The sequence below is a fragment of the Mycobacterium sp. SVM_VP21 genome (assembly GCA_024758765.1).
GTDB lineage: Bacteria > Actinomycetota > Actinomycetes > Mycobacteriales > Mycobacteriaceae > Mycobacterium > Mycobacterium heraklionense_C.
Genome location: CP101406.1, coordinates 1,760,367 through 1,783,308 on the forward strand (window position 1 = coordinate 1,760,367; position 22,942 = coordinate 1,783,308).

Sequence of the window (22,942 nt, forward strand, 5' to 3'; positions counted from 1 at the left end):
GACGTTGACTGAATCAACAGGGTGTTGACTCAATCAACACACCGTTGATAACCTGGCGCCATGACTGAACATCTCGATGTTGTGATCGTCGGCGCCGGCATCTCCGGTATCAGCGCGGCCTGGCATTTGCAGAACCGCTGCCCGAACAAGAGCTACGCCATCCTGGAAAGCCGGGACAACCTCGGCGGCACCTGGGACCTGTTCAAGTACCCCGGCATCCGCTCGGACTCCGACATGTTCACCCTGGGCTTCCGGTTCAAGCCGTGGCGGTCGGCGCACTCGATCGCCGAAGGCGCCGACATCTGGAACTACATCAATGAGGCCGCCGTCGAGAACGGCATCGATAAGCACATCCGCTACCAGCACCGGGTCGTTTCTGCTGACTGGTCCGACGCCGACAATCAGTGGACGGTCACCGTCGACAACAACGGTAAGGAAGAGCAGATCACCGCGTCGTTCGTGTTTGCGTGCAGCGGCTACTACAACTACGCCGAGGGCTACGCGCCGGAGTTCCCCGGCGCCGAGGACTTCGCCGGGACCATCGTGCACCCGCAGCACTGGCCGGAGGACCTGGACTACGCCGGCAAGAAGATCGTGGTGATCGGCAGCGGCGCTACCGCGGTGACCTTGATTCCCGCGCTGGCCAACTCCGGTGCCGGACATGTGACCATGCTGCAGCGGTCGCCGACCTACATCGGTGCGCTGCCTCTGGTCGACCCGTTCGCGGTGCAGGCAAACCGGTTCCTGCCGACCAAAGCGGCGCACTTCGCCAACCGCTGGAAGGCGATCGGCTTCAGCACCCTGCAGTACCAGCTGGCGCGGAAGTTCCCGAAGTACATGCGCAAGACGCTGATGACGATGGCCAAGCACCGGCTGCCGGAAGGCTTCGACGTGCAGAAGCACTTCGGGCCGCGGTACAACCCGTGGGACGAGCGGTTGTGCTTGGCGCCCAACGGCGACCTGTTCAAGACCATCCGCAGCGGCAAGGCCGACGTCGTCACCGACACGATCGATACCTTCACCAAGACCGGGATTCGGCTGAACTCCGGCCAGGAACTCGACGCCGACATCATCATCACCGCAACCGGTCTGAACATGCAGCTGCTGGGCGGGGCGTCGCTGCTGCGCAACGGTGAGCCGATCGATCTGCCGAAGGCGATGACCTACAAGGGCTTGATGTTCTCCGGTGTGCCCAACGCCGCGGTGACCTTCGGCTACACCAACGCGTCGTGGACGCTCAAGGCCGACCTGGTCTCGGAATTCGTCTGCCGGGTGCTCAACTACATGGACGACAACGGCTTCGACCGGGTCGAGCCGCAGCACCCCGGTGCCGCGGTGAAGGAAGAGCCGTTCATGGACTTCAGCCCCGGCTACTTCCGCCGGGCGATGGACGACCTGCCGCGCTCGGGGTCGGAAGCCCCGTGGCGGCTCAAGCAGAACTATCTGCTGGACCTGCGGCTGATCCGGCACGGCAAGGTGGACGAGAAGTCACTGAAGTTCAGCAAGCACCGGGCGCCGGTGAGCGTCTAGCGGGCCGCCGCCCTTCCTTAAGCGCGCTCCGGCCAGTAGTAGGAGTCGGGGTAGGGTCGGGACCCGAACAGCGCGGTCCCGATCCGTACCTCGGTAGCGCCCTCGGCGATCGCCAGTGCGAAGTCGCCGCTCATCCCCATCGACAGCCGCGGCACGTCATGGCCATGTCCGGCGGCGGCGTCACGTAGCCGGCGCAGCCGGCGGAAACAACCGCGGACAGTGTCGGGGTCGTCGGCGTTGATGGCCAGCGTCATCAGGCCGCGCACCCGCATAGTGGAGTAGCCAGCCAGCTCGTCGAGGAACGGCAGCAGCTGATCGGGATCCAGACCGTACTTGCTGGGCTCGTCGGAGGTTTTGACCTGCACCAGCACGTCGATGACGCGGTTCTCGGCGCGCAGGTGGCGGTCCAGCGCTACCGCCAATTTGGGTCGGTCCAGAGACTGCACCTCGGCGGCCAACCGCGCCACCACGCCGGCCTTGTTGGTCTGCAGGTGCCCGATCATCACCCAGTCGATCCCTGCGTCGGACTCCTCGGTGGCCAGGGCCGCCGCCTTGTCCTTGATCTCTTGGGCCTTGTTCTCGCCGAACCGGTGCATGCCCAGATCGACGGCTTCTCGGATCAGCTCGGGACCGAAGGTCTTGCTCACCGGCAGCACTTCGACGTCCTCGGGCGATCGCCCCGCAGCGCGGCACGCGTCATCGACGCGTGCGCGGAGCTGTTCCCAACGCGCCCGCAAGGTGGCGTCCATCGGTGTGCCGGTCCTAGACGACGACGATGCCGTCGTCGTCACTGTGGGCGATCGCGCCGGGGACGAAGGCGGTGCCGCCGAACTCGACGACGACGTCACGCTCGCCGGCGCCGGTCTTGGTGCTCTTGCGGGGATTGGTGCCCAGCGCCTTGATGCCGATGTCGAGGGTGCGCAGGGTCGAGGCGTCGCGCACCGCGCCGTGCACGATCAGCCCTGCCCAGCCGTTGCTGCGCGCCAGCTCGGCGATGACGTCACCGACCAGCGCGGTGTGCACCGAGCCGCCGCCATCGATCACCAGCACCCCGCCGTCGCCCGGCTCGGAGAGCACCGATTTGAGCAGTGCGTTGTCCTGGAAGCAGCGCACCGTACTGATGCGACCGGCGAACTCCGTGCGGCCGCCGAGTTGGCGGAACTGAACATCACAGCTGCGTACGTCGGGGCCGATCTCGTCGACCAGGTCGGCGGTGGGCCGAAAGCGTGCGGTCACCGGCGGTCAGCCTCGGCGCGCACGCCGCAGCCGGCGAAGCAGCAGCAGTGCGAACACACCGAGGATTCCGGCGGCCAGCAGCGGGCCCGGTGAACGTCGCGCCGGTGACGGCGAGCTCAGCGGATTGCGGGCCGAGTCCACCGTGGACTTCGCCTGAGCGGCCGTTTCTTTGGCGCCCTCAGCGAGGTGTCCCGAGCCGTTGGCGGCGACCGCCGGCGGGCTGGGAACGGCGGGGGCAGGGGCCGCGGGAGCACTCTTGGCGGGCGCTTTCTTCGCGGGCGATTTCTTGGCGGCCTTGGCGGGTGCCTTCTTAGCGGTCGCCTTCTTTACCGGGGCCTTCTTGGCGGGTGCCTTCTTTGCGGGAGTCTTCTGCGGCGCCGGAGCCGGCGGCTCGGCCGGCAGGTCAGCTGCAGCCGGCGTAACCGGCTCGGGCGCAGCCGCGGCTTCGTGGTCGGGCTGGCCTTGCGGTTCGGTCATACGGCAGCTCCTCTGGCGGGTTCTCGTCTCAGATCAACTCGGCGTCACCGGCAACGTCCCCATCATGCCAGCATTCGCCAGCGGCGACCGCTGGCCGAAAGTCAGGACCGCGGACGGTTGAACCACAGACCGACCCCGACGAGCACCACCGCACCGGCGACGAAGGGCCAAATGGGCAGGTCACCCTGGGGGTCGGCGTAGCGGCGCGGAATGGCGGGTACGGCGTCGGTACGGTCGGTGACCGCGGGGCCGGGCTCCCCGGTGCCGGCTACCGTCAGTTGGAACGGCCACGAACCCGACACCACATGCCCGTCGGCGGAGGTGACCCGATAGTGGACCGTGTAGGTGCCGGCGGGTCCCAGCGCACGTACCGCGACACTGGCGACTGCGCCGTCCACCCGGGTGTCCCCGGTAGACCACAGGTGACCGTCGGGGCCCACCACTGTCATGGCCGCGAAGTCGGACTGCAGTTGCTCGTTGAAGGTGGCGCTGACGCGCTCGGGGCCACGCGCCAGTTGCGCGTCGCGCGCCGGGTCCGTCGACACCAGCACGGCGTGCGCGGCGGCCACCCCGGTGGCCGCGAACAGCATCCCCAGCAGGAACAGGCCCGCCAGCGCGCCGCGCAACGCCCGCCTCACGCGCGCCGCCTGCCCAGGGCGATCGTGGCAGCCAGTGCAGCGACCAGCAGTGCGGCGCCGCCGAGCAGCCGGGCCGCATTGTCGCCGTGATGCTCGCCGGCCTCGGATGCCGCCTCGGGCGCCGGGCCGGCGGACACGGCCGGCTCCGGGTGTTGGGCGTGGTGTTCGGCCGCCGACGCCGGGCCGGTGCCGAGTTGCAGCGTGGGTACCGGGTGCTGCGCCTCACCGCCGCCGGGCTGGGCAGTCTCGTCCCAGCGCACCTCGGTGCCGTCGGCGTACCGCTGTGCTGACGGGAAGTTCACCGTTTCTGCGTCGGGCAGCCGCAGTGCAATCCGGAACAGTCCGAACTGGTCGGCGCCGATGCCGGCGCCGGCAGTGGCGGTCCAGGTCACCGAACGCACCGCCCCGGATTTGGGGTCGCGGTCCAGGCGTGCGGTCCAGCCGGGCTTGGCTTCCGTGCGAGCCGAGGCCACATCGGGCAGCGTCACGGTGAGTTCCGTTGTGGCAGAACCGCTCGGTGACTCATTGGGCACCTCAAAAGTGACCATCGCAACCCCGCCGCGCACCGCGCCGGGGCTGCTGGCGTGCACGTGCGCCCAGGCGGGCGTGGCGCCGACGACGGAAGCTGCGGTGATCGCCGCGGCCAGCGCCATGGTGCGCATCCGGACGCTCATGACGGCAGCCCCAGCCGAGCCATCAGATCGGCGTCGATTCCATCGAGCTGATCGCTGATCGAGGCGGAGGCCACTCGCCGACGATCTCCCGGCATGGTCTCGATGGCAGTCACGGCCGTCGACAGGTCCGACAACCGATCGGTGATCGCCGCGACGAACAGCTTGGTTTCGGAGTCCTTGGGCTTGCGGTCTTGCACCAGGCGCAGGGTCTTCTCTGCCCCGGCGATCCGCGCCGAGAGCCGGGCGCTATTTCCGGAGAACTCGCCCACGCGGGCCAGTGGCACCCCGAGCCGGGCCGCTCGCTGCTCGTCGATCAGGCCGCGTACGGCCATCGCGGCCCGGTACACCAGCGGCACAATGACCGGCGCCAGCATGCGGGTGACCACCAGCGTGCGGCGGACGCGCGCGGGCGAGAGGATCCGGCCGTCGCGGGCGGCTTTGAGCTGGCTTTCGGCGGCCTTACGCGCGGTGCGGTCGCGGTTGCGGTCCGACTTGATCTGGGCCTTCAGTGCCCGGGCATCCGCGCGTTGGCTGGCCCTGAAGCGTTTCGCCTCGCCCTTGGCGGCCAGTCGCGCCTCAAGCCTGGCGCCGGCCTTCAGCGCCCGTGCTTCGGCACGCCGGGTCGCGCGGCTCTTGCGTTTTCTGAACAGGCCCATCGCGGCCGCCTCCCCGGTGTCTCGCTGGAACCGATCAAGCCACCCTAATCGCGGCGCCGACGCCTCAGGCGCTGAGGTGCTCCTTGCGACGAAGCTCGTCGATGCGGGCCAGGACGTCCTCCTGGGCCTCGGGCGAGAGCCCGACAGCTTGGGTCGCGATGCGCCGTACTCCGGCGTCGCGGACGCTGTCTAGCCATGACAACTCGGCGTCGAGCTTGGCGTAGTAGTCGTCGTCGGTGAAGAACGCCGGCTTGATCCGGAAGAAGTTGGCCAGCGCTGCCATGGTGGCGGTGGACGGGTTCGTCCGGTTCCCCGAGCGCAACTGGGAGAGGTAGGGGGCCGACATCGTGACGCCCTCCGCTTTGAGTGCCGCGATTACCTCGGCGGACGTGTGCGGTCCGCGGCCGGGTGGATAGACCACATCGAAAAGGCGATTCAAGCGGACAGCGAACGTCGCGCTCATCGATAGGACCTCCAGGGGGTAGGCAGGCGGCCGACAGGCGCTCCGCGCGGGGGAAAGCGGTAGCGCCTGATGATTTGCTGATCATCGTAGCGATAGTTACCGACACAACCAAGGGTGTTTCCGTAGCGAGTTCGATCTTGAAGCACGAGATCGGGCTTGGTGCAGTTCATTCGGCTCACCGTAGAGATCGCTGTGGTTCGATTTTCTTGTCGTACCAAGCACTATTGCGTCGGCACCGGCGAACGAAGCGATCCAGTAACACCGGCCCGTTGGTCCTCACTGCTGGAAGCCACTCCGGCGAAGTGAAGTTTCCACCGCGTGTTGGGTTATCGGCGGGATTTGCTACCGAGTGGTGGAATCGTCTCCGGGGGTCTGTCCGGAACGGCGCAGCGAAGCTCGCCACAGCGCTGACCCCAATGCCACCGAGACCAATCCCGCAACCGAGGCGATGGCCACCGGTCGCCAGCCCAGCGCCTCATCGAAGAGGATCCACAAGCCGCACCCCAGGAAGAGCAATCCGGCCGCTGCGTGCAGCAAGTGTTCGGGCAACCGCCGGTGCAGCACCGTCCCGACCGCGATCGCGACAGCGTCGGCGAGCACCATCCCGATAGTCGCGCCCAGCCACACGCCCAGCCAGTTGCGGTCACTGGCCAGCGCAACCGTCGCCAGCATCGTCTTGTCTCCGAGCTCGGCCAACAGCACCGAGGACACCACCGCGAACAGTACGAATCGAGGCTCGCGGACGGCGGTTTCCCCAGGTGTGGAGTTGGTTCCCTCGCGCCACGTCCACGCCGCGAAACCGATGAAGGCAACACCGGCGGCGGCGGCGATTGGGCGGGCCGGCAATGTCAGCCCGAGAAAGTGCCCCACTGTCACCGAGATGCCGTGGATGGCGAAAGCCGCGATAGCCACTCCGCTGAGAACCACCCACCAGCGGTGCCGTAGCGCGTACGTCATGGTGATCAGTTGTGACTTGTCGCCGAGCTCGGCGAGGAAGACCACGCCCAGGCTGATCAGCATGGCGGCAAGCATGCGGGGACGCCCTTTCGTCAGCTGCCGAGGCTAATGACTCCGCGGCCCGGCCGCCAGCCGACAAGGAATTTCGGCGGGCCGAAGTCGACGATCCGGCAACGGGACAATTTGGCGCGAATTGCTTTATGCCGCAAGCAGCATGGCCAGTACTGCGGTATCGGGGTGGCTGACCGGGTCGACGCCGACCCGGCTCACCATCGAGGTGACGGTGCCGTCGGATTCGGCTTCGACCCAGGCCGCGCGATGCTCTAGGCCCAGGTAGGGCAGGCCGGGCAGCAATATGCATCCCGATGCCGCGCCGCGGCATTCGGGCAGCGAGGGAATGGTCTCCGACGGCGGGTGCAGCATCAGTAGCGCGGAGGGCTGGCGGCCGGCGAAGTATCCCGGTGCGATCGCCGATTCGCCGGCGATAGTGCCTTCGGCCAGCAGCAATCCGACGGTGCCCGGACCGGGGTTGTCGGGCAGTTCCTCGTGAGTGCCGAACACCGTTGTGGTGGGCAGTAATCCGGGCATCGAAGCGACTCGGACGGTGATGCTGAGCAGTTGTGCCCATTCCTTGGTCGAATCCGGCCAGCGGCCGAAGACTACGAATCCGTGAAGCTCGCCACGGGAGTGAAACGGGGCGACTTCGATCGCCCGGCCGGAACCTGTCGTCTCCATCGCGCACCCTCCGCGACATTTTGGCTTGTTGGCTGATTCGCCTGCTCGCATTTCAGCGGGTGGGTTGTTTGGCAGCATGCGGCACCCGTCACGCGGATTCAAGGTGACACGGCGAGGCGGCGGATAACGAAACGGTGAAAAAAGCCGGCGGTTCAGCGAGGCTCGACGGAGGAGAGGCGAAGCTGGGGCCGCCGCATAAAACCCGGCGGTTCAGCGAGGCTCGACGGAGGAGAGGCGAAGCTGGAACCGCCGTATAAAACAAAGTGGGGCGCCACGCCAACGGCGCGACGCCCCACCCATGTCAGCGGTCCGGCTAGAAGATCAGCCCCGAAGTCTTCGAGGTGGCGGCCGCGAAACGCGACTGCACGTCGGCCCAGTTGACCACGTTCCAGAACGCCTTGACGTAGTCGGCCTTGACGTTCTTGTACTGCAGGTAGAAAGCGTGTTCCCACATGTCGACCTGCAACAGCGGGATGATGCCCAGCGGCACGTTGGCCTGCTGGTCGTAGAGCTGGAAGGTCAGCAGCTTCCCGCCCAGGGTGTCGTAGCCGAGCACCGCCCAGCCCGAACCCTGCAGGCCGTTGGCGGCCGCGGTGAACTGCGCACGGAACTTGTCGAACGATCCGAACGCGTCGTCGATGGCCGCGGCCAGTTCGCCCGTCGGCTTGTCACCGCCGTTGGGGGACAGGTTCTTCCACCAGATCGAGTGGTTGACGTGACCGCCAAGGTGGAACGCCAGGTTCTTCTCGTTCAAGAAGATCGCGCCGTGGTCGTCGTTGGCGCGGGCCTCTTCGAGCTTGGCCAGGGCGCCGTTGGCGCCGGCGACGTAGGCGGCGTGGTGCTTGCTGTGGTGCAGTTCGTTGATCTGGCCCGAGATGTGCGGCTCAAGGGCTCCGTAATCCCAGTCCAAGTCCGGCAAGGTGTAGTCGGCCACGGGGTTCCTTCCTTCGGTCTGTGCTGATCCGGTGTCAATCACCGTTGATCATTGTCGACAGGCGTTGACGGTCTAGCGGCACCCCACTTCACCGCGGTTGCAGTGTGATGGGGCCACCTTCAACCACATTGCTCCAACGCCGGGTGTACCGCAACAAACGGGTGGAGCTGATGCGCGACATCAGCCGATCGCAATACTCAGGCTGAGGTTCAGGTCAGGACGAGAACAACCAGGAAAGACAGCAGCACGAGGGCGATTACTCCGGCGCGCAGCGACGCCAGCAGATAGGCGCGCTTATAGGTGGACGATCCCGCGTGCCAGCCCGACGCCGCTGCGACGGGACCGGGTCCGATCGGCCGTGCCGTCATCTGCCTTGCCCCCAACTTCACCGTGCGCCCATCCCAGTGAGGCGCATCACATCTGTTCTGTGACGGCGATCATAGCGCTTTGTCCGCCCAGTGGAAAAATTCACCTCGATAACCCGACTTACCTGCACTGACGCGTTCCGGGTCCTCCTGGTCGTCAAATGCGGGCGGCAGGCGGCTGCTTAGCCGATCAAGCGATTTCGCTCGATGCTGTTAGTCGGTTCGCTTCGACGACGCTGCGTTATCCACAACCGATGCGTCTGTCGACATGTAAGAAGCACATCACGCCCGTGCAGCTGTCGATCGGTGTGTGGATAAACCTGTGGAAACTGTGGATAGCCGGTGGTAGCTGCCGGGCCGCACGGGGCGTCTTTGGCGCCGTTTACCGATGGCTCTGGCCACGGCGCCGCCGACCTTGCGGTCGCCGCGGTGTCGATGGCGTCGACCCGGCTGCGGTCGGCTCCGCCGACCTTGCGGTCGCCGCTAGGCTGGTGCGGTGATCCAGGTGTGTTCCCGCTGCAAGACGCGGTGGAACGTGCGTGACCAGCAGCGGGCCTGGTGCCCACGCTGCAACGGTGCGCTGTGGGCGCCGCTGACACCCGAGCAAGAAGCTGAGTTGCAGTGGACCCAGCCTGGGCCCCCTGCGCCGCCGGCAGCGCCCGGGCAGGCGCCACCACGGCCGGGGCACGGTTACCGGTGGATCGCGGTGCGGCCAGGACCGCCGCCTCCGCAGTCGCCGGCCCGGCGCCCGCTGGGGCCCACCCCGCGTTATTCGGTGATGCCCCGCTGGACGCTGATGGGCGGGCCGATTCGTGCTGCGGCACAGTCGAAACCGGGGGAGCGGCAGGCGCCTACGGCGCGCTCGCTGGAGAAGACGCTCGCTGCCGCGGTCGCCGCGCTGGGCGTCGCGGCACTGGTGCACGCCTTGATTTATGTGCTGATGATCGTCAATCGCACCATGCTGTTGAATCCCCTGATCGCCGGTGGCGCGGTGTGGCTGGGCCGGCTGGCCGGGCTGGCCGCTATCGCGGCAGTGGTCAGCTGTGCCGTGGTGCTGACCAGGTGGCTGCTTGCCCGGCGTTCGGTGGCCTTCGCCCGGTTGCACCTGCCCGAGACCCGCCCGGCTTGGGCGGTGTGGGCCGGTTGCCTGGTGCCGGTGGTCAACCTGGCCTGGGCGCCGGTGTTTGTCATGGAGCTGGCCAAGCGCGAGGACCGGCTGGACCGGCTGCGCAAGCCCATCGTGGTGTGGTGGGTCGTGTGGGCCGCTAGCACTGCCGTCGCGATCTTCGCTACCGCCACCAGCTGGGCAGCGGGGGCCCAGGGCATTGCTAACAACATGGTGGCGACCGTGGTGGCGTACCTCCTCGGGCTGGCAGCAGTGGTGACGGTGGCCCGGGTGGTCGAGGGATTCGAACGGCGATCGATGGGTCGGCCCGCCCACCACTGGGTGGTGGTGGCCGATGGGCGCGATACCGCCGCTGCACCGCCGCCGGCTCCGGCCGCCGCGCCGAAGCCGGAAGAAGGCAACGCCCCGGCCCCGGCTCTTGAGTCCGCGGGACGGGAACCGGCAGCATAAGTCCATGACCCCGGCCGGTGATGTCGTCTCGGAACACCCGTTCGTGGTCGCACACCGGGGTGCGTCTATCGATCGCCCGGAGCACACCCTGGCCGCCTACGACTTGGCGCTGCAGGAGGGGGCGGACGGCGTCGAGTGCGATGTGCGGCTGACCAGTGACGGCCACTTGGTCTGCGTGCACGACCGACGGGTGGATCGGACCTCCAGCGGGGCCGGGGTGGTCAGTGAGATGACGCTGTCGCAGTTGCAGCGCCTCGACTACGGCGCGTGGCATCGCAACGGGCAGACCGGCTCAGCGGCGGGTGTCGGCATTGGTGACACCGGTCTGCTCACCCTCGATGCACTGGTTGCGCTGGTTCTGGACTGGCACCGGCCGGTGAAGATCTTCATCGAGACCAAGCATCCGGTGCGATACGGCTCGATGGTTGAGCGCGAGGTGCTCGCGTTGCTGCATCGATTCGGGCTCGCCGCGCCGGCGTCGGCTTCGCGGTCGCGTGCGGTGGTCATGTCGTTCTCGGCGGCGGCGGTGTGGCGGATTCGCCGGGCCGCGCCCCTGCTGCCGACGGTTCTGCTCGGGTCAGGCGCGCGCTATCTGGGTGGCGGCGCGGCGACGACGGTCGGTGCCACGGCGATCGGTCCGTCGATCGAGACGCTGCGGGAACATCCCGAGTTGGTGGACCAGGCCGCCGTCCGGGGTCGCGCGCTGTATTGCTGGACCGTCGACCGCAGTGAAGACGTTGACTTCTGCAGGGACGTGGGGGTTGCGTGGATTGCGACAAATCAGCCCGCCCGAACCAAGGCGCGGTTGCGGGCGGGCTGATCGGCGGGCGAGGGGTTTACCCGCCGGCGATACGCGGCGCGCCGGCTTCTTGGCCGACCGTGATCTCGCGTGCGAGGAATGTCTCCAGCTCGAACAGGTTGTGCCCGGCGCGGTCGGCGACCCGCAGCAACCGGGTCATCACGGCCACCTCCTCGACCTGTTCGCGCAGGAACCACTGCATGAACTGCTCGCCGAGGTAGTCGCCTTCGTCGCGCGCGGCGCTGGTGAGTCGGCTGATCTGCTCGGTGACGGTCCGCTCCTGCTCCAGCGTCAGCGCCAGCGCATCCCGGGGGGCGTCGAAGTGGTTGCGCACCGCGTCGACACCGGGAATCTCCACTCGGATGTCCCGGTCGAGCAAGTACTGCACCAGCATCATCGCGTGGTTCCGTTCCTCGACGGCCTGGGCGTAAAAGAATTTGGCCAATTGCGGCAAATCCTCGCCGTCGAAATAAACCGCGACCGCGACATATTGCTGTGCCGCGGTAAATTCGTGATAGATCTGCTCTTGAAGCAGCGCGTGGAATTTCGTCTTGTGGCTTTCGTTCTCGATCATGAATGCGATGCTACCCCTGGTCAAAGTGGGTTTGCATCCAAGGCGAGACTTACTCAGGTCAGCATTGCCTAAGTAAAGATAGGGTAGGCTGAAATTGCGTAATCGCGCGTGGAAATTAGGTTCGGCTCAATTATCGGCGCTCGATGGGGGTGGTGCATCGCGGCGCAATGCCTCGAATAGCCGGGCGGCTTCGGCGTGGTTCCATACCACCGTGTCGCCGACGTCGGTCCAGAGGAACTCGCCGATCGGCACGGTCAGCGTGGTGGTGGTGCCATGCAACGCCCAGCCCAGGGCTGCCAGGTCTATGACGCCGGAGCTTTCGTCCAGGGTCACCGCGTGTGCGGCGGCGCGCGGCACCGTGTACCAGCGCAGCGGATTGAGCCAGACGGCCGGATCGGTAATGCGGGCCAGCAGCGCCGACAGGAACAGCCGCTGGTGGGCCATCCGGTCCAGATCGGCGCGCGGAGTGGCCCGACTACGCACGTAGCCGAGCGCGGCCGCGCCGGAGAGCTGCTGGCAGCCGGCCGGCAGATTCAGCCCGGCCAGCGGGTCGTCGATCGGTTCGTCCGGGCACAAGGTGACGCCGCCGAGGGCGTCGACGAGCGAGGCGAAACCGCCGAATCCGATCTCGACATAGTGGTCCAGCCGCAGGCCGGTGGCCTGTTCCACCGTCCGGGTCAGCAGGGGAGCCCCGCCGAGGGTGTACGCGGCATTGATCTTGTCTTTGCCGTAGCCGGGGATCGTGACGTAGGAGTCGCGCGGCAGCGACACCACCGTTGCGGTCGACTCGGATCCCGGGCCGGGTAGGTGTATGAGCAGCACCGTGTCGGTGCGACCGTTGCCGATGTTCCCGCCCGTGCTCAGGTCCTGCTGTTCCTGGAGTGTGAGATCGGCGCGGCTGTCTGAACCGACTAGCAGCCATGTCGTCCCGCGGCCCGGCGTCGGACGGTCGGCGTAACCGGCGAACGCCGCGGTCCGTTGCAGCGCGGTGTCGAGCCAGGCCGCGGCGCCCACCAGGGATGCGGTGGCGAGCAAGGCCAGCAGCAGAGTGAACACCGCCAGTCGGCGCGGCCAGGATCGGCGTCGACGCGAAGCGGGAGACCGCGGTGTGTGAGGACGTGCAGCGGGCGGGCGCGGTCCCGGCGGGCGCGGTGCGGGCCGAGTTGCCGGCCGCGGCACGGCCTGCGGCGGCGGCGAGACCGGTCGGCCGTGGGGGGCGCGGTACAACATCGGCGGAGGTTCACGACGCGGCGGTGGGGGATGCCAGGGCTGGCCCGGCCCGCGATCACCGTTCACCTGCCCAATCTACGTAGCGAGAGGCGTCGGGGCGATCTCCAGGGCGGGGCCAGCCGTGCGGTGGATGCCGAAGATTCCCAGCTCGCCCCCCCAGTTTCCGCGGAATTCTCAGTGATTATTAGTAATCTTCCGAAGAAATCGTTATCTTGGCCACGTCATTCGCCGCCGCGATCATGAAGAGAGATCTACCCGCAGATGACTCGTCAGTGCAGCACGAAGCGGAACCGCCGGGTCGATGCGGCGGTCCCAGCTTCGCCTCTCCTACGTCGAGCCTCGCTGAACCGTCGAGTCGCCGGGTTGGGCACCGCCGTGGGGGCGTTTCTGGCGTTTGGGGTGATGCCGCTGGCGCCGGCGCCGGTGGCGTCTGCCGAGGGCTTCGGCGACGTGTTTGACGTGGCGGTGGCGCCGTTTGTGGATGCGACCACCGGTGGGCTGGACTGGGATGCGGTGCTCAGCCCGGCGGCCTGGGAATCGTTCTTCGACCCGACGCACTGGGATAACGCGCTGGCCGGAGCGGCGGCGGGGCTGAACTTCACCCTCCCGACCCCGACGGCCTTGATGAACGACTGGGTGTACACCCCGATCTACACCGGTATCGACTGGTTGGTCAGTAGCTCGTTGCTGGCGCCGATCGTCGACGGGACCAACCAGATCAGTGAGGCGCTGGGGCTGGGCCTGATGATTGGCGACGGCGCGGCCGGTACGGAGGCATCTGCCGCCGGTGGCGCTGGGGGCTGGTTGTTCGGTGATGGCGGCGCCGGCTGGGACAACACTGAGGTGGGCGCCGTCGGAGGCGCCGGGGGCGCGGCCGGGTTCTTCGGCAACGGCGGCGCGGGCGGTGACGGCGGTGAAGGTGCTGCCGGCGGCGCCGGTGGGGCCGGCGGATGGCTCATGGGTGCCGGTGGTGCAGGTGGTGACGGTGGCGACGGAGTGAACGGCGGCATCGGTGGCGCCGGCGGCGCCGGGATCGGCTGGTTGTTGGGTATCGGTGGTGCCGGTGGCCACGGTGGTGACGGCAGCCACATCGGCGGGAACGGCGGTGACGGCGGCAACGGCGCGATGTGGTTCGGCAACGGCGGTGACGGCGGAGATGCCGGCAACGGTGTCTACCAGGCGCCGGGTGATCTGCCCGCCCTGGGCGGGGCCGGTGGCACCGCAGGCGCGTTGGGCACCCACGGTGCGGTCGGCCATTTCGGCACGCTGGAGGGCGCCCCGGAGAAGGCGCCGGCGGAATACGGCACCGCGGGCCAGTGGATCGTGGACAGCGACGGCCGGGTGGTCATCCTGCAGGGCGTCAACCAGGTCTACAAGTCGGCGCCGTTCTCACCCGGCGGCAACGGCTTCGGCGACGACGATGCGGCGTTCCTGGCCGCCAATGGCTTCACCTCGGTCCGGTTGGGCCTGTACTGGGGCCAGATCGAGCCGCAGCCTGGGGCGTACAACATGGCTTACCTGGAGTCGGTCAAGGAGACCATCGAGACCCTTAAGGCGCACGGCATCGTCAGCATCATCGACATGCACCAGGACCTCTACGGCACGGAGGTCGGTGGCAACGGCGCGCCGGACTGGGCGACACTGTTCAACCTCAAGGACAGCGACACCAGCCATCCGTTCCCGTTCGCCTACGCCCTCAACCCGGCGCAGAACCAGGCCTGGGATGCGTTCTGGGGCAACGAGAAGGCGGACGGCATCGGACTGCAGAACGCCTACGCCCGGATGTGGCAGGTCGTTGCCGACTACCTGGGTGGTACCCCCGGCGTGGCCGGCTACGAAATCATGAACGAGCCGTGGGCCGGCTCGTCATGGCTGGGCAGCCTGCTCGGCAACCCGCACTTCGACACCCAGTCGCTGACTCCCTTCTACGACCAGGTGATCTCGGCGATCCGGTCGGTGGACTCCAGCACCACGGTCTACTACGAGCCCAACGTGCTGTTCGGCAACGCCACCGGGGTCACCCACCTGGGCGGGGTCGACGACGACAATGCCGTCTTCGCGTTCCACGACTACTGCATCTTCGACGCCCTCGGCGGAGGCACCGCCACCGGCTGTTCACTGTGGGACGGCTGGATCAACGACGGCGCTCAGCAGTACAGCGACCGCTACGACGTCCCCGTAGTGGTCACCGAATTCGGCGCCACCCACAATATTCCGACCATCGCCAGCCAGCTGAACTCGATCAATCCCCACATGTTCGGCTGGCTGTACTGGGGCTACACCAACGAGGCGGGCTCGCTGGTGCACAACACCAACCTGCCGCCGACCGGCGACAACGTCGATGAGCCCATCGTGGCCACTCTGGCCCAGCCGTATCCGCAGGTGATCGCCGGAATCCCGAACAGCTGGTCGTTCAACAATGGAGTCTTCTCGTTCAGCTACTCCACGGCGATGGCCGACGGCTCGGGCAACTTCGGCGCCGGATCGGAGACCAAGATCTCCATCCCCGACATCCAGTTCCCGAACGGCTACCAGGTCAGCGTGACCGGGGGCCAGGTGGTCTCGGCGGACAACGCCTCGGTGTTGGTCATCGGATCCAACGCTGGCGCGGGCACCGTCACGGTCACGGTGACGCGCGCGAGCTGAGGTCTGCGCGGCGCCGTCGCGATCAGCGCAGCCAGCCGACCTTGTCGGCGAAGATCGCGTACCCGACGAACGCCACGGTATCGATCAGGGCGTGGGCCAGGACCAGCGGCCACAGCCGTCCGGTGCGCTGCCAGGCGTAGCCGAACACCAAGCCCATCGCGATGTTGCCCAGCCCGGCGCCAAAACCTTGATAGAGGTGGTAGGCGCCGCGCAGCAGGGCTGAACAGGCCAGCGCCATCCGCGGCGCCACCCCCAGCTGCGGTAGCCGGGTCAGCAGGTAGCCGACCACGATCACTTCCTCGGCGAACCCGTTGGCGAATGCGATCACGATCAGCATCGGAGCGCGCCACCAGGCGTCGTTGATCGCGGCGGGAATCACGTCGGCGTTGAGGCCCAGGGTTCGCGCCGCCAGGTACAGGCCCAGGCCGGGCAGCCCGATCAGGGCGGCCAGGCCGAGTGCGCCGGCGAGGTCGGTGCCGCGGGGTCGCCCATTCAGCCCGATGCAGGCGGGTCCGAATCCGCTGCGCCACAGTAGGTATAACGCCAGTGCGCCCCAGGCGATCAGTTGCACCGCCCAGGCGGCGTTGAGACCGAGGTCGATCAGGTCGAAATACGACCGGCGAGGGTTAAGGGCGATCCGCTGGGCGCTGAGGTCGCGCAGCACCGCGTCGGCGAGCTGCAGCATCGCGGTGACGGCGCTCAGGCCGTAAGTGACCGCCAGAACCAGGACGATCTCCAGGCGCAGCGCGTGTCGCGGGTTCTGGCGCTCGGTCACTGACACCACGGTAGCGACCTGCTACTGCTCCTGACGCCGGGCCTGCAACCCGTTGAGAAATGGGCAGCCCATCAGTGCGCGTACCGCCCGATTCAGACTCAGCACATCGTTTACCGGCCGCGGGAAACTCAGCCGCACGTCGCGGTCACCGTCGGGCGCCTCCATCCGCAACCACATGCCGTAGCGATCCACGGCAAGCGGGCGAGCCTGTCCGCGGCGCAGCTGCGGCGGTAGCTTGGCGGCGGCGAGCCGGGCGACCATGTCGGGGTGCGCCGAGTCGAGGTGCTGCAGCCAATGCGCCTCGATCGCGCAGAACGGGTCGGGTCGGGCTGCCAGCAGCTCGTGCACGTCGACCGCTTCGGCGCCGGTGGCGTCGGCCAGTACCGCAGACTCCGGCGTCAGCCGCAGCAGCGCGTAGTCGACGTCGGCGTCGCTGTACTCCGGTGCAGCCATATCGCGGGAGTGCGACGCCGAGCGCGGCGAGACGACCTGGAGCAGAGCAGGGTTGGGGTCCACCGCCGCGATCCGGTCCAGAAGTACCGGGATCTCGCGGTCGGGCACCGGGCGCAGCAGGCCCCGGATCCACGCCAGCGCACGCACGCGTTCGCGCAGCCGCAATGGCGCGTGATCGGTGAGCTCGAGCATCGCCTGCACGCCGGAGTCGGCCGCGGCCTGCGCGACCGGGTCCTCGACCGGGACCGCGACCACCAGGGATCCGTCCCGCAGCAGGTGGCAGACCGGTGCGTTGACCGGCGCGGCGTCGGCGGCGTCGGCGATGGCTAAGAGGGCCTGACCGCGGATGCAGGCGCTGCGAATCCGCTCGGCGGACGTCGGGACGGTTGCTGCTGTAGTCGTGGCCATCGATCACCTTTCGAAGTGAGGTAAGCCTAACTTAATTAATGACTCGGGTAGGCGCAACAGGAATTGCTGAATCGGATCGCGGTGGGACTTCCGCCGAACGTGAAGGTGGCGGCACGTTCGAGGGATCAGCGTGAAGCTGACCTCACGCTCGCGCCGCCGCTGAGCGCGCCGGCGAGCTACTGCCGATAGGGTTGTCCGGTGACCCGCATCAGCTATCTCGGCCCGGCGGGGACCTTCACCGAAGCGGCGCTGCTCGCGTTGAACGGCGCCGGACGGGTTCCCGGCGCCGACCTTCAACCGGTGCCGGCCGAGAGCACGCCGGCCGCTCTCGAGGCGGTGCGTTCCGGCGCCGCCGACTACGCGTGTGTGCCGATCGAGAACTCGATCGAGGGCGGGGTGACGCCCACTCTGGACGGCCTCGCGGTTGGGTCGCCGCTGCAGATATTCGCCGAAATCGCCCTAGACGTCACGTTCTCGATCGTCGTCGCGCCGGGTCGCGGCGAGGCGGCGATTCGCACTGTGGCCGCCCATCCGGTGGCGGGCGCCCAGGTGCGGCGCTGGCTGACCGAGCACCTGCCCGGGGCCCACACCGTGCCGGCCAACTCCAATGCCGCTGCGGCGCAGCAGGTCCATGACGGTGAGGTGGACGCCGGAGTGAGCACCGCGCTGGCTGCCCAGCAGCGCGGGTTGGTGGCGCTGGCCGAGGGCGTCATCGACGAGGCCAATGCCCGCACGCGTTTCGTGCTGGTGGGTGCCCCGGCGTCACCGCCGGCGCGCACCGGCGCCGACCGGACGTCGGTGGTGCTGCGCCTCGACAACGCGCCCGGAGCGTTGGCGGCAGCCCTGGCCGAGTTCGGAAGTCGCAGCATCGATCTGACTCGCATCGAGTCGCGCCCGACCCGCACCGAGCTGGGCACGTATCTGTTCTTCCTGGACTGCATCGGACACATCGATGACGAAGCCGTCGCCGAGGCACTGCAGGCCCTGCGTCGTAGCTGCGCCGATGTCCGCTACCTGGGCTCCTGGCCTATCGAGCCCGTCGGTCGATGCGGGGTGGCGTCATGAGCGGGCGGCTGGTGCTGCTGCGTCACGGCCAGTCCTACGGCAACGTCGACCGTCGACTCGACACCCGCCCGCCTGGATCGGAACTGACCCCGCTGGGCCGCGACCAAGCCAGGGCTTTCGCCGCCGAGGGCATCCACCGTCCGATGCTGGTCGCCCATTCGGTGGCCACCCGCGCGGTTCAGACCGCTGCCGAGATCAGCGGACGGCTCGGCGTGACCGCCCGCGCCCTCGAAGGCATTCACGAGGTGCAGGCCGGTGAGCTGGAGAACCGCAGCGACGACGACGCGATCGCCGAGTTCAACGCGATCTATCAGCGTTGGCACTCCGGTGAGCCCGGAGTCGCATTGCCCGGCGGGGAATCGGCCGAACAAGTGCTCGACCGCTACCTGCCGGTCGTCACCGACCTGCGGCTGCGCTACCTCGACGACGACGACTGGACCGGGGACATCGTCGTGGTCAGCCACGGCGCGGCGATCCGACTGGCGGCGGCGACGCTGGCGGGTGTGGACGGCAGTTTCGTCCTGGACAACCACCTGGAGAACGCCACCGCCGTGGTGCTGGCCCCGATCACCGACGGCCGATGGAGCTGTGTGCAGTGGGGCTCGCTGACGCCGCCGTTCTATCCCGAACCCCACCCGGACCCAGTGGGCGATGCGGTGCGGTCCGACACCGACCCGATGGGCTAGATCGCCAGCGCGTACACCTGCGCGCAGCGACACCCGACCGCTTCGCAATCCAGGGCGAACGAGTGCGGCAGCACCTCACCGGGGCAGCCGTCCTCGGTGCACTCCGCGGCCTGCTGGACGTGGTGGATGAGTGTGCCGTGGCAGTGCTCCAGCCCCGCTCGGCAGTCTCGGCAGTGGTGGGAGTCAGTCGTCATCGTCACCATGATCCACCGTGGCCTGCCATTAGTGGCGTGTTCTCGAAGCGTGTCGGCGAAAGCGCGGCGGCCGGCCAGACGGCCGGTAACGGCGGCAATGGCGGCGCGGGCGACATCGGCGCCCGGGGGCAACGGGTCCCCGGCCACCGCGCCCGTGGAGGGCTAGTCCCAACACCAACGGCGAAAGCCCCGGACGCTGCGGGGCTTTCCCGTGTGCGCACTGGTTTCGCCGGGGGGCGTCCGCGGCCGGCGAAGGTGATTTGCCCCGAGTCGAGGGCCGCCAGGCCTGCGTTTTCGCCGCTAGATCAGTCGAAGACAGTGACCAGGTCGTCGAGCAGTGGGACCTGATCGCCGAGCCCACCCCAATCGGGGTCGTTCAGCAATTGCTCGATCCCCCCGAGCGACGCGTCCGCGGTACCGGTGATCGGTTCGCCGGTGCCGTCGGCATCGGCAACATCCACACCGAACAAGTGGCCCAAACCGATGGCGCTCATGATCTGAACCAGCCACCCGAACGGGTCCACCACGGTGCCGTCGGTGGCGTCCGGAATCCACATGCTGGGCCCCCGGATGATGAAGTTGCCGGCCAACAGGTTGTTCAGCGCTTCGGTGTCGCCTTGCAGTGCCCAAAGCACCTCACCGCCCAAGGTGCCCGTAGAGATGAATGGATCGACAAGACCACCCCAGAACAGTCCGTCGTGTGACCACATGTTGTAAATGAACAGATTGAGCGGGTTGTACGGGCTGCGCAGGTCAAATAAGTCGGACAGCCAGTCGTCGGCAGCCGTCAACTCCACATCCAATGCGATCGGTGCGGGCTGAGTGGGCGCCGAGAATTCAGTCGCCAGTACGGGCACGGCCACCCCGGAACCGATCACAGCCGTTGCCAGGCCGGTCGCGCCCCAGCGCTTTATCGCAAGCACCACGATGTGACGTCCTTTCGACAAGCTGTGGAGGCCCGTGCCCCGGTCGATGTAAGATCGGACAAGCCACGTCGTCGACGAATGTGGAGTCTAATCCATCAATGCGGCGTCGTGGCGAGACCGGCGGCGGTGGTACTCAGCCCCAGCCCAGTTCGTGCAGCCGGTCGTCATCGATACCGAAGTGATGGGCGATCTCGTGGATCACCGTGATCCGAACCTCATCGACCACCTCGTCGTCGGACTCGCACATCTCCAGCAGCGCATCCCGGTAGATGGTGATGGTGTCCGGCAACGACCCGGCATAGCTCGAATCGCGCTCGGTCAGCGCCACCCCTTCATAGAGGCCGAGCAGGTCGGGTTCCTCGGCGTTGCGGTCGGCCACCAGGATCACGACGTTGTCGAAGGCGGCGGCCAGCTCCGGCGGAATCAGGTCCAGCGCGTCGGACACGAGGTCGTCGAACCGGCGCGGGTCCATCTGGACACTCACCGCGGCTGGCTACCGGCGGGTAGTTGGTTCAGCCGTTCCGCGGGGATGGACGGCGGCGGGATCGGGGGCTGGCCATTGATCAGCAGCGATCCGCGGGCGCTGTTGATCAGCGCCGCCCAGCCGCCGTTGCCCAGAGTGGCGCCGAGGCTGCACGCCACCTCACGGCTGCCCGCCGACCAGCTGGGCAGAGAGACCGTGGCGTAGGTCAACGTCAGCGTCGTGTCGCGTAGCTGGACCGGGTCCAGGTAGGCGTCGGTGAGCCGGGTGCAGGACTCCTTGATGAACGCATCCTGCTCGGGCTCTGGCGGTAGCGCGTCGGGGAACCGTTCGGCCAGGTTGACCGTGCCGGTGACTTCCTTGGTATGCGGTGCCGCGCAGTCGACCGGAACGTCGTTGGGCTGGTTGGTGGTCGGATCGATGCCCAGGCAGGTGCCCGGCGGCCAGACCTTGGACTGGTCGATGTCGGCGATCTTGCCGACGAACGCGGTCTGCTGGCCGCCCACGCCAGGCAGTTGCAGGCCGCACAACATCCGGCGCTCACCGTGGTGGCGCCACGCGCGTTCGCCGGCCCACAGCATGCTGGCCACGAACTTGCTGTGCGGGTCGAACTTGGCGCCGAGATACCGGCGCACCGACGACTCGCACTGTTCCTGGGTGATCTGTTCGATCCGGGCCATCGACGGCGGCGGAGCATCGGGACCGTACTCGGCGCCCGGGAACATCTTCATGTCCACCGGGCCGGCCACCTCGAATTTGTGCTCGTCGGCGCAGCTGACGATCGTCGCCGCGTCCAAGTCGTTCTCCGGCCAGTTCAGGCAGTCGCCGGCAACCGCGTGGTCGATCGCTTCGTTGCCCTTGACCGTGCCGAGTCCCAGTCCCGGCCCGGTGCCCTTGCCGCCCGCCCCCGGCGCCGGCTCGGCGTTCAGATGGCTCAGCAGCCCGCCGGGGCCCTCGCCGACGACGGGCACCACGGTGATCAAACCGGCGATCAGCAGCCCACCCAGCGCGGTCAGCAACAGGGCGCGGCGCGTCGGGGCGGCCTGGAGCGTGCGTCGCCAAGACACCCGCTTGGCGGGTGGATTCTCCTGGTCGGCTGCCTCTGACATCGCGTCCATTCTGACAGGCAGCCGCGAGCGCGTGACAAATGATGCGAAAGTGATGCAGCCGGCCAGGTTGTAGGGTTTTGCCGTGATCGACCTGAAGCTGCTGCGTGAAGATCCCGACCGTGTCCGCCGCTCCCAGGTGGGTCGCGGTGAGGACCCGGCCCTGGTGGACGCCTTGCTGGCCGCCGACACCGCACGCCGTGCCGCCATCGCGGCCGCGGACTCGATGCGTGCCGAACAGAAGACCGCCAGCCGGTCGGTCGGGGCGGCATCGCCCGAGGAGCGCCCCGCCCTGCTGGCGCGGGCCAAGGAGCTCGCCGAGCAGGTCAAGGCCGCCGAGACCGCCCAAGGAGTGGCCGAGACCGCGTTCACGGCCGCGCACATGGCGATCGCCAATGTGGTGATCGACGGCGTGCCCCCCGGCGGCGAGGACGACTTTGCGGTGCTCGACATGGTCGGTGAGCCACCGGCCATCGAGAACCCACGGGATCATCTCGAGCTCGGTGAGGCGCTGGGCCTGATCGACATGGGCCGCGGAGCCAAGGTCTCCGGTTCGCGGTTCTACTTCTTGACCGGCCGCGGCGCTCTGCTGCAGCTGGGTCTGTTGCAGCTGGCCGTGCGACTGGCCGTCGACAACGGGTTCACCCCGATGATCACCCCGTCGCTGGTCCGTCCCGAAGTCATGTCCGGCACCGGATTTCTGGGTGCGCACGCCGACGAGGTGTATCGGCTCGAGGCAGACGACCTTTATCTGGTGGGCACCTCCGAGGTACCGCTGGCGGGCTACCACTCCGACGAGATCCTCGACCTGTCGGGCGGACCGCTGCGCTACGCCGGCTGGTCGTCGTGTTTCCGCCGGGAGGCCGGCAGCTACGGCAAGGACACCCGCGGCATCATTCGGGTGCACCAGTTCGACAAGGTCGAGGGGTTCGTCTACTGCCGGCCCGAGGACGCCGAAGCCGAACACGACCGGCTGCTCGGCTGGCAGCGCGAGATGCTGGCCCGTATCGAGGTGCCCTACCGGGTGATCGATGTCGCCGCAGGCGATCTCGGGTCCTCGGCCGCCCGCAAATTCGACTGTGAAGCGTGGGTGCCCTCCCAAGGCACCTACCGGGAGCTGACGTCGACGTCGAACTGCACCACCTTCCAGGCCCGCAGGCTGGCGACGCGCTATCGCGACGAGAACGGCAAGCCGCAGACCGCAGCCACCCTCAACGGCACCCTGGCCACCACCCGGTGGCTGGTGGCGATCCTGGAGAACCACCAGCAGCCCGACGGCAGCGTGCGGGTGCCGCAGGCGCTGGTGCCCTACGTGGGTGTAGACGTGCTGGAGCCGACGGCCTCCTGATCCGCGGCCG

General features: G+C 67.9%; 26 protein-coding genes. 7 read left to right on the forward strand and 19 right to left on the reverse strand.

Annotated elements, in window-relative coordinates; all coding sequences use genetic code 11:
• Positions 1-60 precede the first annotated feature (60 nt).
• Complete coding sequence (locus tag NM962_08365; GenBank protein ID UVO14049.1) at positions 61-1,530, forward strand: NAD(P)/FAD-dependent oxidoreductase; 1,470 nt, start codon at positions 61-63, stop codon at positions 1,528-1,530.
• A 17-nt stretch (positions 1,531-1,547) separates the two neighbouring features.
• On the opposite strand, the gene NM962_08370 is transcribed toward NM962_08365, so the two are convergent.
• The 11 genes from NM962_08370 to NM962_08420 all read right to left on the reverse strand — a co-directional run bounded on the left by NM962_08370 (position 1,548) and on the right by NM962_08420 (position 8,668).
• The gene (locus NM962_08370; GenBank protein UVO14050.1) at positions 1,548-2,279 is read right to left on the reverse strand and encodes a YggS family pyridoxal phosphate-dependent enzyme; all 732 of its coding nucleotides are present in this window, start codon (positions 2,277-2,279) and stop codon (positions 1,548-1,550) included.
• Positions 2,280-2,292: 13 nt separating this feature from the next.
• Positions 2,293-2,766, reverse strand: coding sequence for a ribonuclease E activity regulator RraA (gene rraA / locus NM962_08375; GenBank protein UVO14051.1), 474 nt, complete (start codon positions 2,764-2,766; stop codon positions 2,293-2,295).
• A gap of 6 nt (positions 2,767-2,772) precedes the next feature.
• A complete protein-coding gene (locus tag NM962_08380; GenBank protein UVO14052.1) occupies positions 2,773-3,243 on the reverse strand; it encodes a nucleoid-structuring protein H-NS in 471 nt (156 codons plus the stop codon).
• Positions 3,244-3,344: 101 nt separating this feature from the next.
• A complete protein-coding gene (locus tag NM962_08385; GenBank protein ID UVO14620.1) occupies positions 3,345-3,833 on the reverse strand; it encodes a copper resistance protein CopC in 489 nt (162 codons plus the stop codon).
• 44 nt (positions 3,834-3,877) lie between these two features.
• Positions 3,878-4,543: a YcnI family protein gene (locus NM962_08390; GenBank protein UVO14621.1), complete on the reverse strand. Its 666-nt coding sequence runs from the start codon at positions 4,541-4,543 to the stop codon at positions 3,878-3,880.
• Between the two features lie 8 nt (positions 4,544-4,551).
• Positions 4,552-5,211, reverse strand: a complete 660-nt coding sequence (locus NM962_08395) for a DUF6474 family protein (protein UVO14053.1) — start codon at positions 5,209-5,211, stop codon at positions 4,552-4,554.
• Between the two features lie 64 nt (positions 5,212-5,275).
• Positions 5,276-5,674, reverse strand: coding sequence for a helix-turn-helix transcriptional regulator (locus NM962_08400; GenBank protein ID UVO14054.1), 399 nt, complete (start codon positions 5,672-5,674; stop codon positions 5,276-5,278).
• A 342-nt stretch (positions 5,675-6,016) separates the two neighbouring features.
• Positions 6,017-6,706 carry a TMEM165/GDT1 family protein gene (locus tag NM962_08405; GenBank protein UVO14055.1) on the reverse strand — a complete coding sequence of 230 codons (690 nt, stop codon included), beginning with the start codon at positions 6,704-6,706 and terminating at the stop codon, positions 6,017-6,019.
• 123 nt (positions 6,707-6,829) lie between these two features.
• Positions 6,830-7,366, reverse strand: a complete 537-nt coding sequence (locus tag NM962_08410) for a peptidase (protein UVO14056.1) — start codon at positions 7,364-7,366, stop codon at positions 6,830-6,832.
• 313 nt (positions 7,367-7,679) lie between these two features.
• Positions 7,680-8,300 carry a superoxide dismutase gene (locus NM962_08415; protein UVO14057.1) on the reverse strand — a complete coding sequence of 207 codons (621 nt, stop codon included), beginning with the start codon at positions 8,298-8,300 and terminating at the stop codon, positions 7,680-7,682.
• A gap of 209 nt (positions 8,301-8,509) precedes the next feature.
• A complete protein-coding gene (locus NM962_08420; protein ID UVO14058.1) occupies positions 8,510-8,668 on the reverse strand; it encodes a hypothetical protein in 159 nt (52 codons plus the stop codon).
• Positions 8,669-9,161: 493 nt separating this feature from the next.
• On the opposite strand from NM962_08420, the gene NM962_08425 reads away from it, so the two are divergent.
• Both NM962_08425 and NM962_08430 read left to right on the forward strand, forming a co-directional pair.
• Entirely contained in the window at positions 9,162-10,241 is a 1,080-nt protein-coding gene (locus NM962_08425; GenBank protein ID UVO14059.1) for a DUF4328 domain-containing protein, read from the forward strand.
• A 4-nt stretch (positions 10,242-10,245) separates the two neighbouring features.
• Complete coding sequence (locus NM962_08430) at positions 10,246-11,061, forward strand: glycerophosphodiester phosphodiesterase (GenBank protein UVO14060.1); 816 nt, start codon at positions 10,246-10,248, stop codon at positions 11,059-11,061.
• 16 nt (positions 11,062-11,077) lie between these two features.
• Here NM962_08430 and NM962_08435 read toward each other — a convergent pair whose 3' ends face one another.
• Complete coding sequence (locus NM962_08435; protein UVO14061.1) at positions 11,078-11,614, reverse strand: ferritin; 537 nt, start codon at positions 11,612-11,614, stop codon at positions 11,078-11,080.
• 126 nt (positions 11,615-11,740) lie between these two features.
• The gene (locus NM962_08440) at positions 11,741-12,910 is read right to left on the reverse strand and encodes an LCP family protein (GenBank protein UVO14062.1); all 1,170 of its coding nucleotides are present in this window, start codon (positions 12,908-12,910) and stop codon (positions 11,741-11,743) included.
• 1,059 nt (positions 12,911-13,969) lie between these two features.
• Here NM962_08440 and NM962_08445 point away from each other — a divergent pair.
• On the forward strand, positions 13,970-15,490 hold the full coding sequence (locus tag NM962_08445; GenBank protein UVO14622.1) for a cellulase family glycosylhydrolase: 1,521 nt from the start codon (positions 13,970-13,972) through the stop codon (positions 15,488-15,490).
• A 22-nt stretch (positions 15,491-15,512) separates the two neighbouring features.
• Here NM962_08445 and NM962_08450 read toward each other — a convergent pair whose 3' ends face one another.
• The gene (locus NM962_08450) at positions 15,513-16,265 is read right to left on the reverse strand and encodes a CPBP family intramembrane metalloprotease (GenBank protein UVO14063.1); all 753 of its coding nucleotides are present in this window, start codon (positions 16,263-16,265) and stop codon (positions 15,513-15,515) included.
• A gap of 21 nt (positions 16,266-16,286) precedes the next feature.
• Positions 16,287-17,126 carry a DUF2470 domain-containing protein gene (locus NM962_08455; protein UVO14064.1) on the reverse strand — a complete coding sequence of 280 codons (840 nt, stop codon included), beginning with the start codon at positions 17,124-17,126 and terminating at the stop codon, positions 16,287-16,289.
• A gap of 198 nt (positions 17,127-17,324) precedes the next feature.
• On the opposite strand from NM962_08455, the gene pheA reads away from it, so the two are divergent.
• A complete protein-coding gene (pheA, locus tag NM962_08460; GenBank protein ID UVO14065.1) occupies positions 17,325-18,191 on the forward strand; it encodes a prephenate dehydratase in 867 nt (288 codons plus the stop codon).
• On the forward strand, positions 18,188-18,877 hold the full coding sequence (locus NM962_08465; GenBank protein UVO14066.1) for a histidine phosphatase family protein: 690 nt from the start codon (positions 18,188-18,190) through the stop codon (positions 18,875-18,877). The genes pheA and NM962_08465 overlap by 4 nt, the downstream gene beginning before the upstream one ends.
• Here NM962_08465 and NM962_08470 read toward each other — a convergent pair.
• From NM962_08470 to NM962_08485, 4 genes are all read right to left on the reverse strand, one after another.
• On the reverse strand, positions 18,874-19,071 hold the full coding sequence (locus tag NM962_08470) for a hypothetical protein (GenBank protein ID UVO14067.1): 198 nt from the start codon (positions 19,069-19,071) through the stop codon (positions 18,874-18,876). The two genes, NM962_08465 and NM962_08470, sit on opposite strands and share 4 nt — an antisense overlap.
• A gap of 305 nt (positions 19,072-19,376) precedes the next feature.
• Positions 19,377-19,997, reverse strand: a complete 621-nt coding sequence (locus tag NM962_08475) for a hypothetical protein (protein UVO14068.1) — start codon at positions 19,995-19,997, stop codon at positions 19,377-19,379.
• Positions 19,998-20,130: 133 nt separating this feature from the next.
• A complete protein-coding gene (locus NM962_08480; protein UVO14069.1) occupies positions 20,131-20,481 on the reverse strand; it encodes a metallopeptidase family protein in 351 nt (116 codons plus the stop codon).
• Complete coding sequence (locus tag NM962_08485; protein UVO14070.1) at positions 20,478-21,587, reverse strand: septum formation family protein; 1,110 nt, start codon at positions 21,585-21,587, stop codon at positions 20,478-20,480. The genes NM962_08480 and NM962_08485 overlap by 4 nt, the downstream gene beginning before the upstream one ends.
• 82 nt (positions 21,588-21,669) lie before the next feature.
• Here NM962_08485 and serS point away from each other — a divergent pair, with 82 nt between their 5' ends.
• Positions 21,670-22,932, forward strand: a complete 1,263-nt coding sequence (gene serS, locus NM962_08490) for a serine--tRNA ligase (protein ID UVO14071.1) — start codon at positions 21,670-21,672, stop codon at positions 22,930-22,932.
• The last annotated feature ends 10 nt before the right edge of the window (positions 22,933-22,942 follow it).

Bases quoted from the DNA above. Each gene is read 5' to 3' on its own strand.
- NM962_08430 (UVO14060.1), top strand. From the start codon at position 10,246: ATGACCCCGGCCGGTGATGTCGTCTCGGAACACCCGTTCGTGGTCGCA.
- NM962_08470 (UVO14067.1), bottom strand. From the start codon at position 19,071: ATGACGACTGACTCCCACCACTGCCGAGACTGCCGAGCGGGGCTGGAG.
- NM962_08370 (UVO14050.1), bottom strand. From the start codon at position 2,279: ATGGACGCCACCTTGCGGGCGCGTTGGGAACAGCTCCGCGCACGCGTC.
- NM962_08455 (UVO14064.1), bottom strand. From the start codon at position 17,126: ATGGCCACGACTACAGCAGCAACCGTCCCGACGTCCGCCGAGCGGATT.
- NM962_08410 (UVO14056.1), bottom strand. From the start codon at position 7,366: ATGGAGACGACAGGTTCCGGCCGGGCGATCGAAGTCGCCCCGTTTCAC.
- NM962_08380 (UVO14052.1), bottom strand. From the start codon at position 3,243: ATGACCGAACCGCAAGGCCAGCCCGACCACGAAGCCGCGGCTGCGCCC.
- NM962_08365 (UVO14049.1), top strand. From the start codon at position 61: ATGACTGAACATCTCGATGTTGTGATCGTCGGCGCCGGCATCTCCGGT.
- NM962_08420 (UVO14058.1), bottom strand. From the start codon at position 8,668: ATGACGGCACGGCCGATCGGACCCGGTCCCGTCGCAGCGGCGTCGGGC.
- NM962_08400 (UVO14054.1), bottom strand. From the start codon at position 5,674: ATGAGCGCGACGTTCGCTGTCCGCTTGAATCGCCTTTTCGATGTGGTC.
- NM962_08395 (UVO14053.1), bottom strand. From the start codon at position 5,211: ATGGGCCTGTTCAGAAAACGCAAGAGCCGCGCGACCCGGCGTGCCGAA.
- NM962_08390 (UVO14621.1), bottom strand. From the start codon at position 4,543: ATGCGCACCATGGCGCTGGCCGCGGCGATCACCGCAGCTTCCGTCGTC.
- NM962_08465 (UVO14066.1), top strand. From the start codon at position 18,188: ATGAGCGGGCGGCTGGTGCTGCTGCGTCACGGCCAGTCCTACGGCAAC.
- NM962_08405 (UVO14055.1), bottom strand. From the start codon at position 6,706: ATGCTTGCCGCCATGCTGATCAGCCTGGGCGTGGTCTTCCTCGCCGAG.
- NM962_08385 (UVO14620.1), bottom strand. From the start codon at position 3,833: ATGCTGTTCGCGGCCACCGGGGTGGCCGCCGCGCACGCCGTGCTGGTG.
- NM962_08445 (UVO14622.1), top strand. From the start codon at position 13,970: ATGTGGTTCGGCAACGGCGGTGACGGCGGAGATGCCGGCAACGGTGTC.
- NM962_08435 (UVO14061.1), bottom strand. From the start codon at position 11,614: ATGATCGAGAACGAAAGCCACAAGACGAAATTCCACGCGCTGCTTCAA.
- NM962_08485 (UVO14070.1), bottom strand. From the start codon at position 21,587: ATGTCAGAGGCAGCCGACCAGGAGAATCCACCCGCCAAGCGGGTGTCT.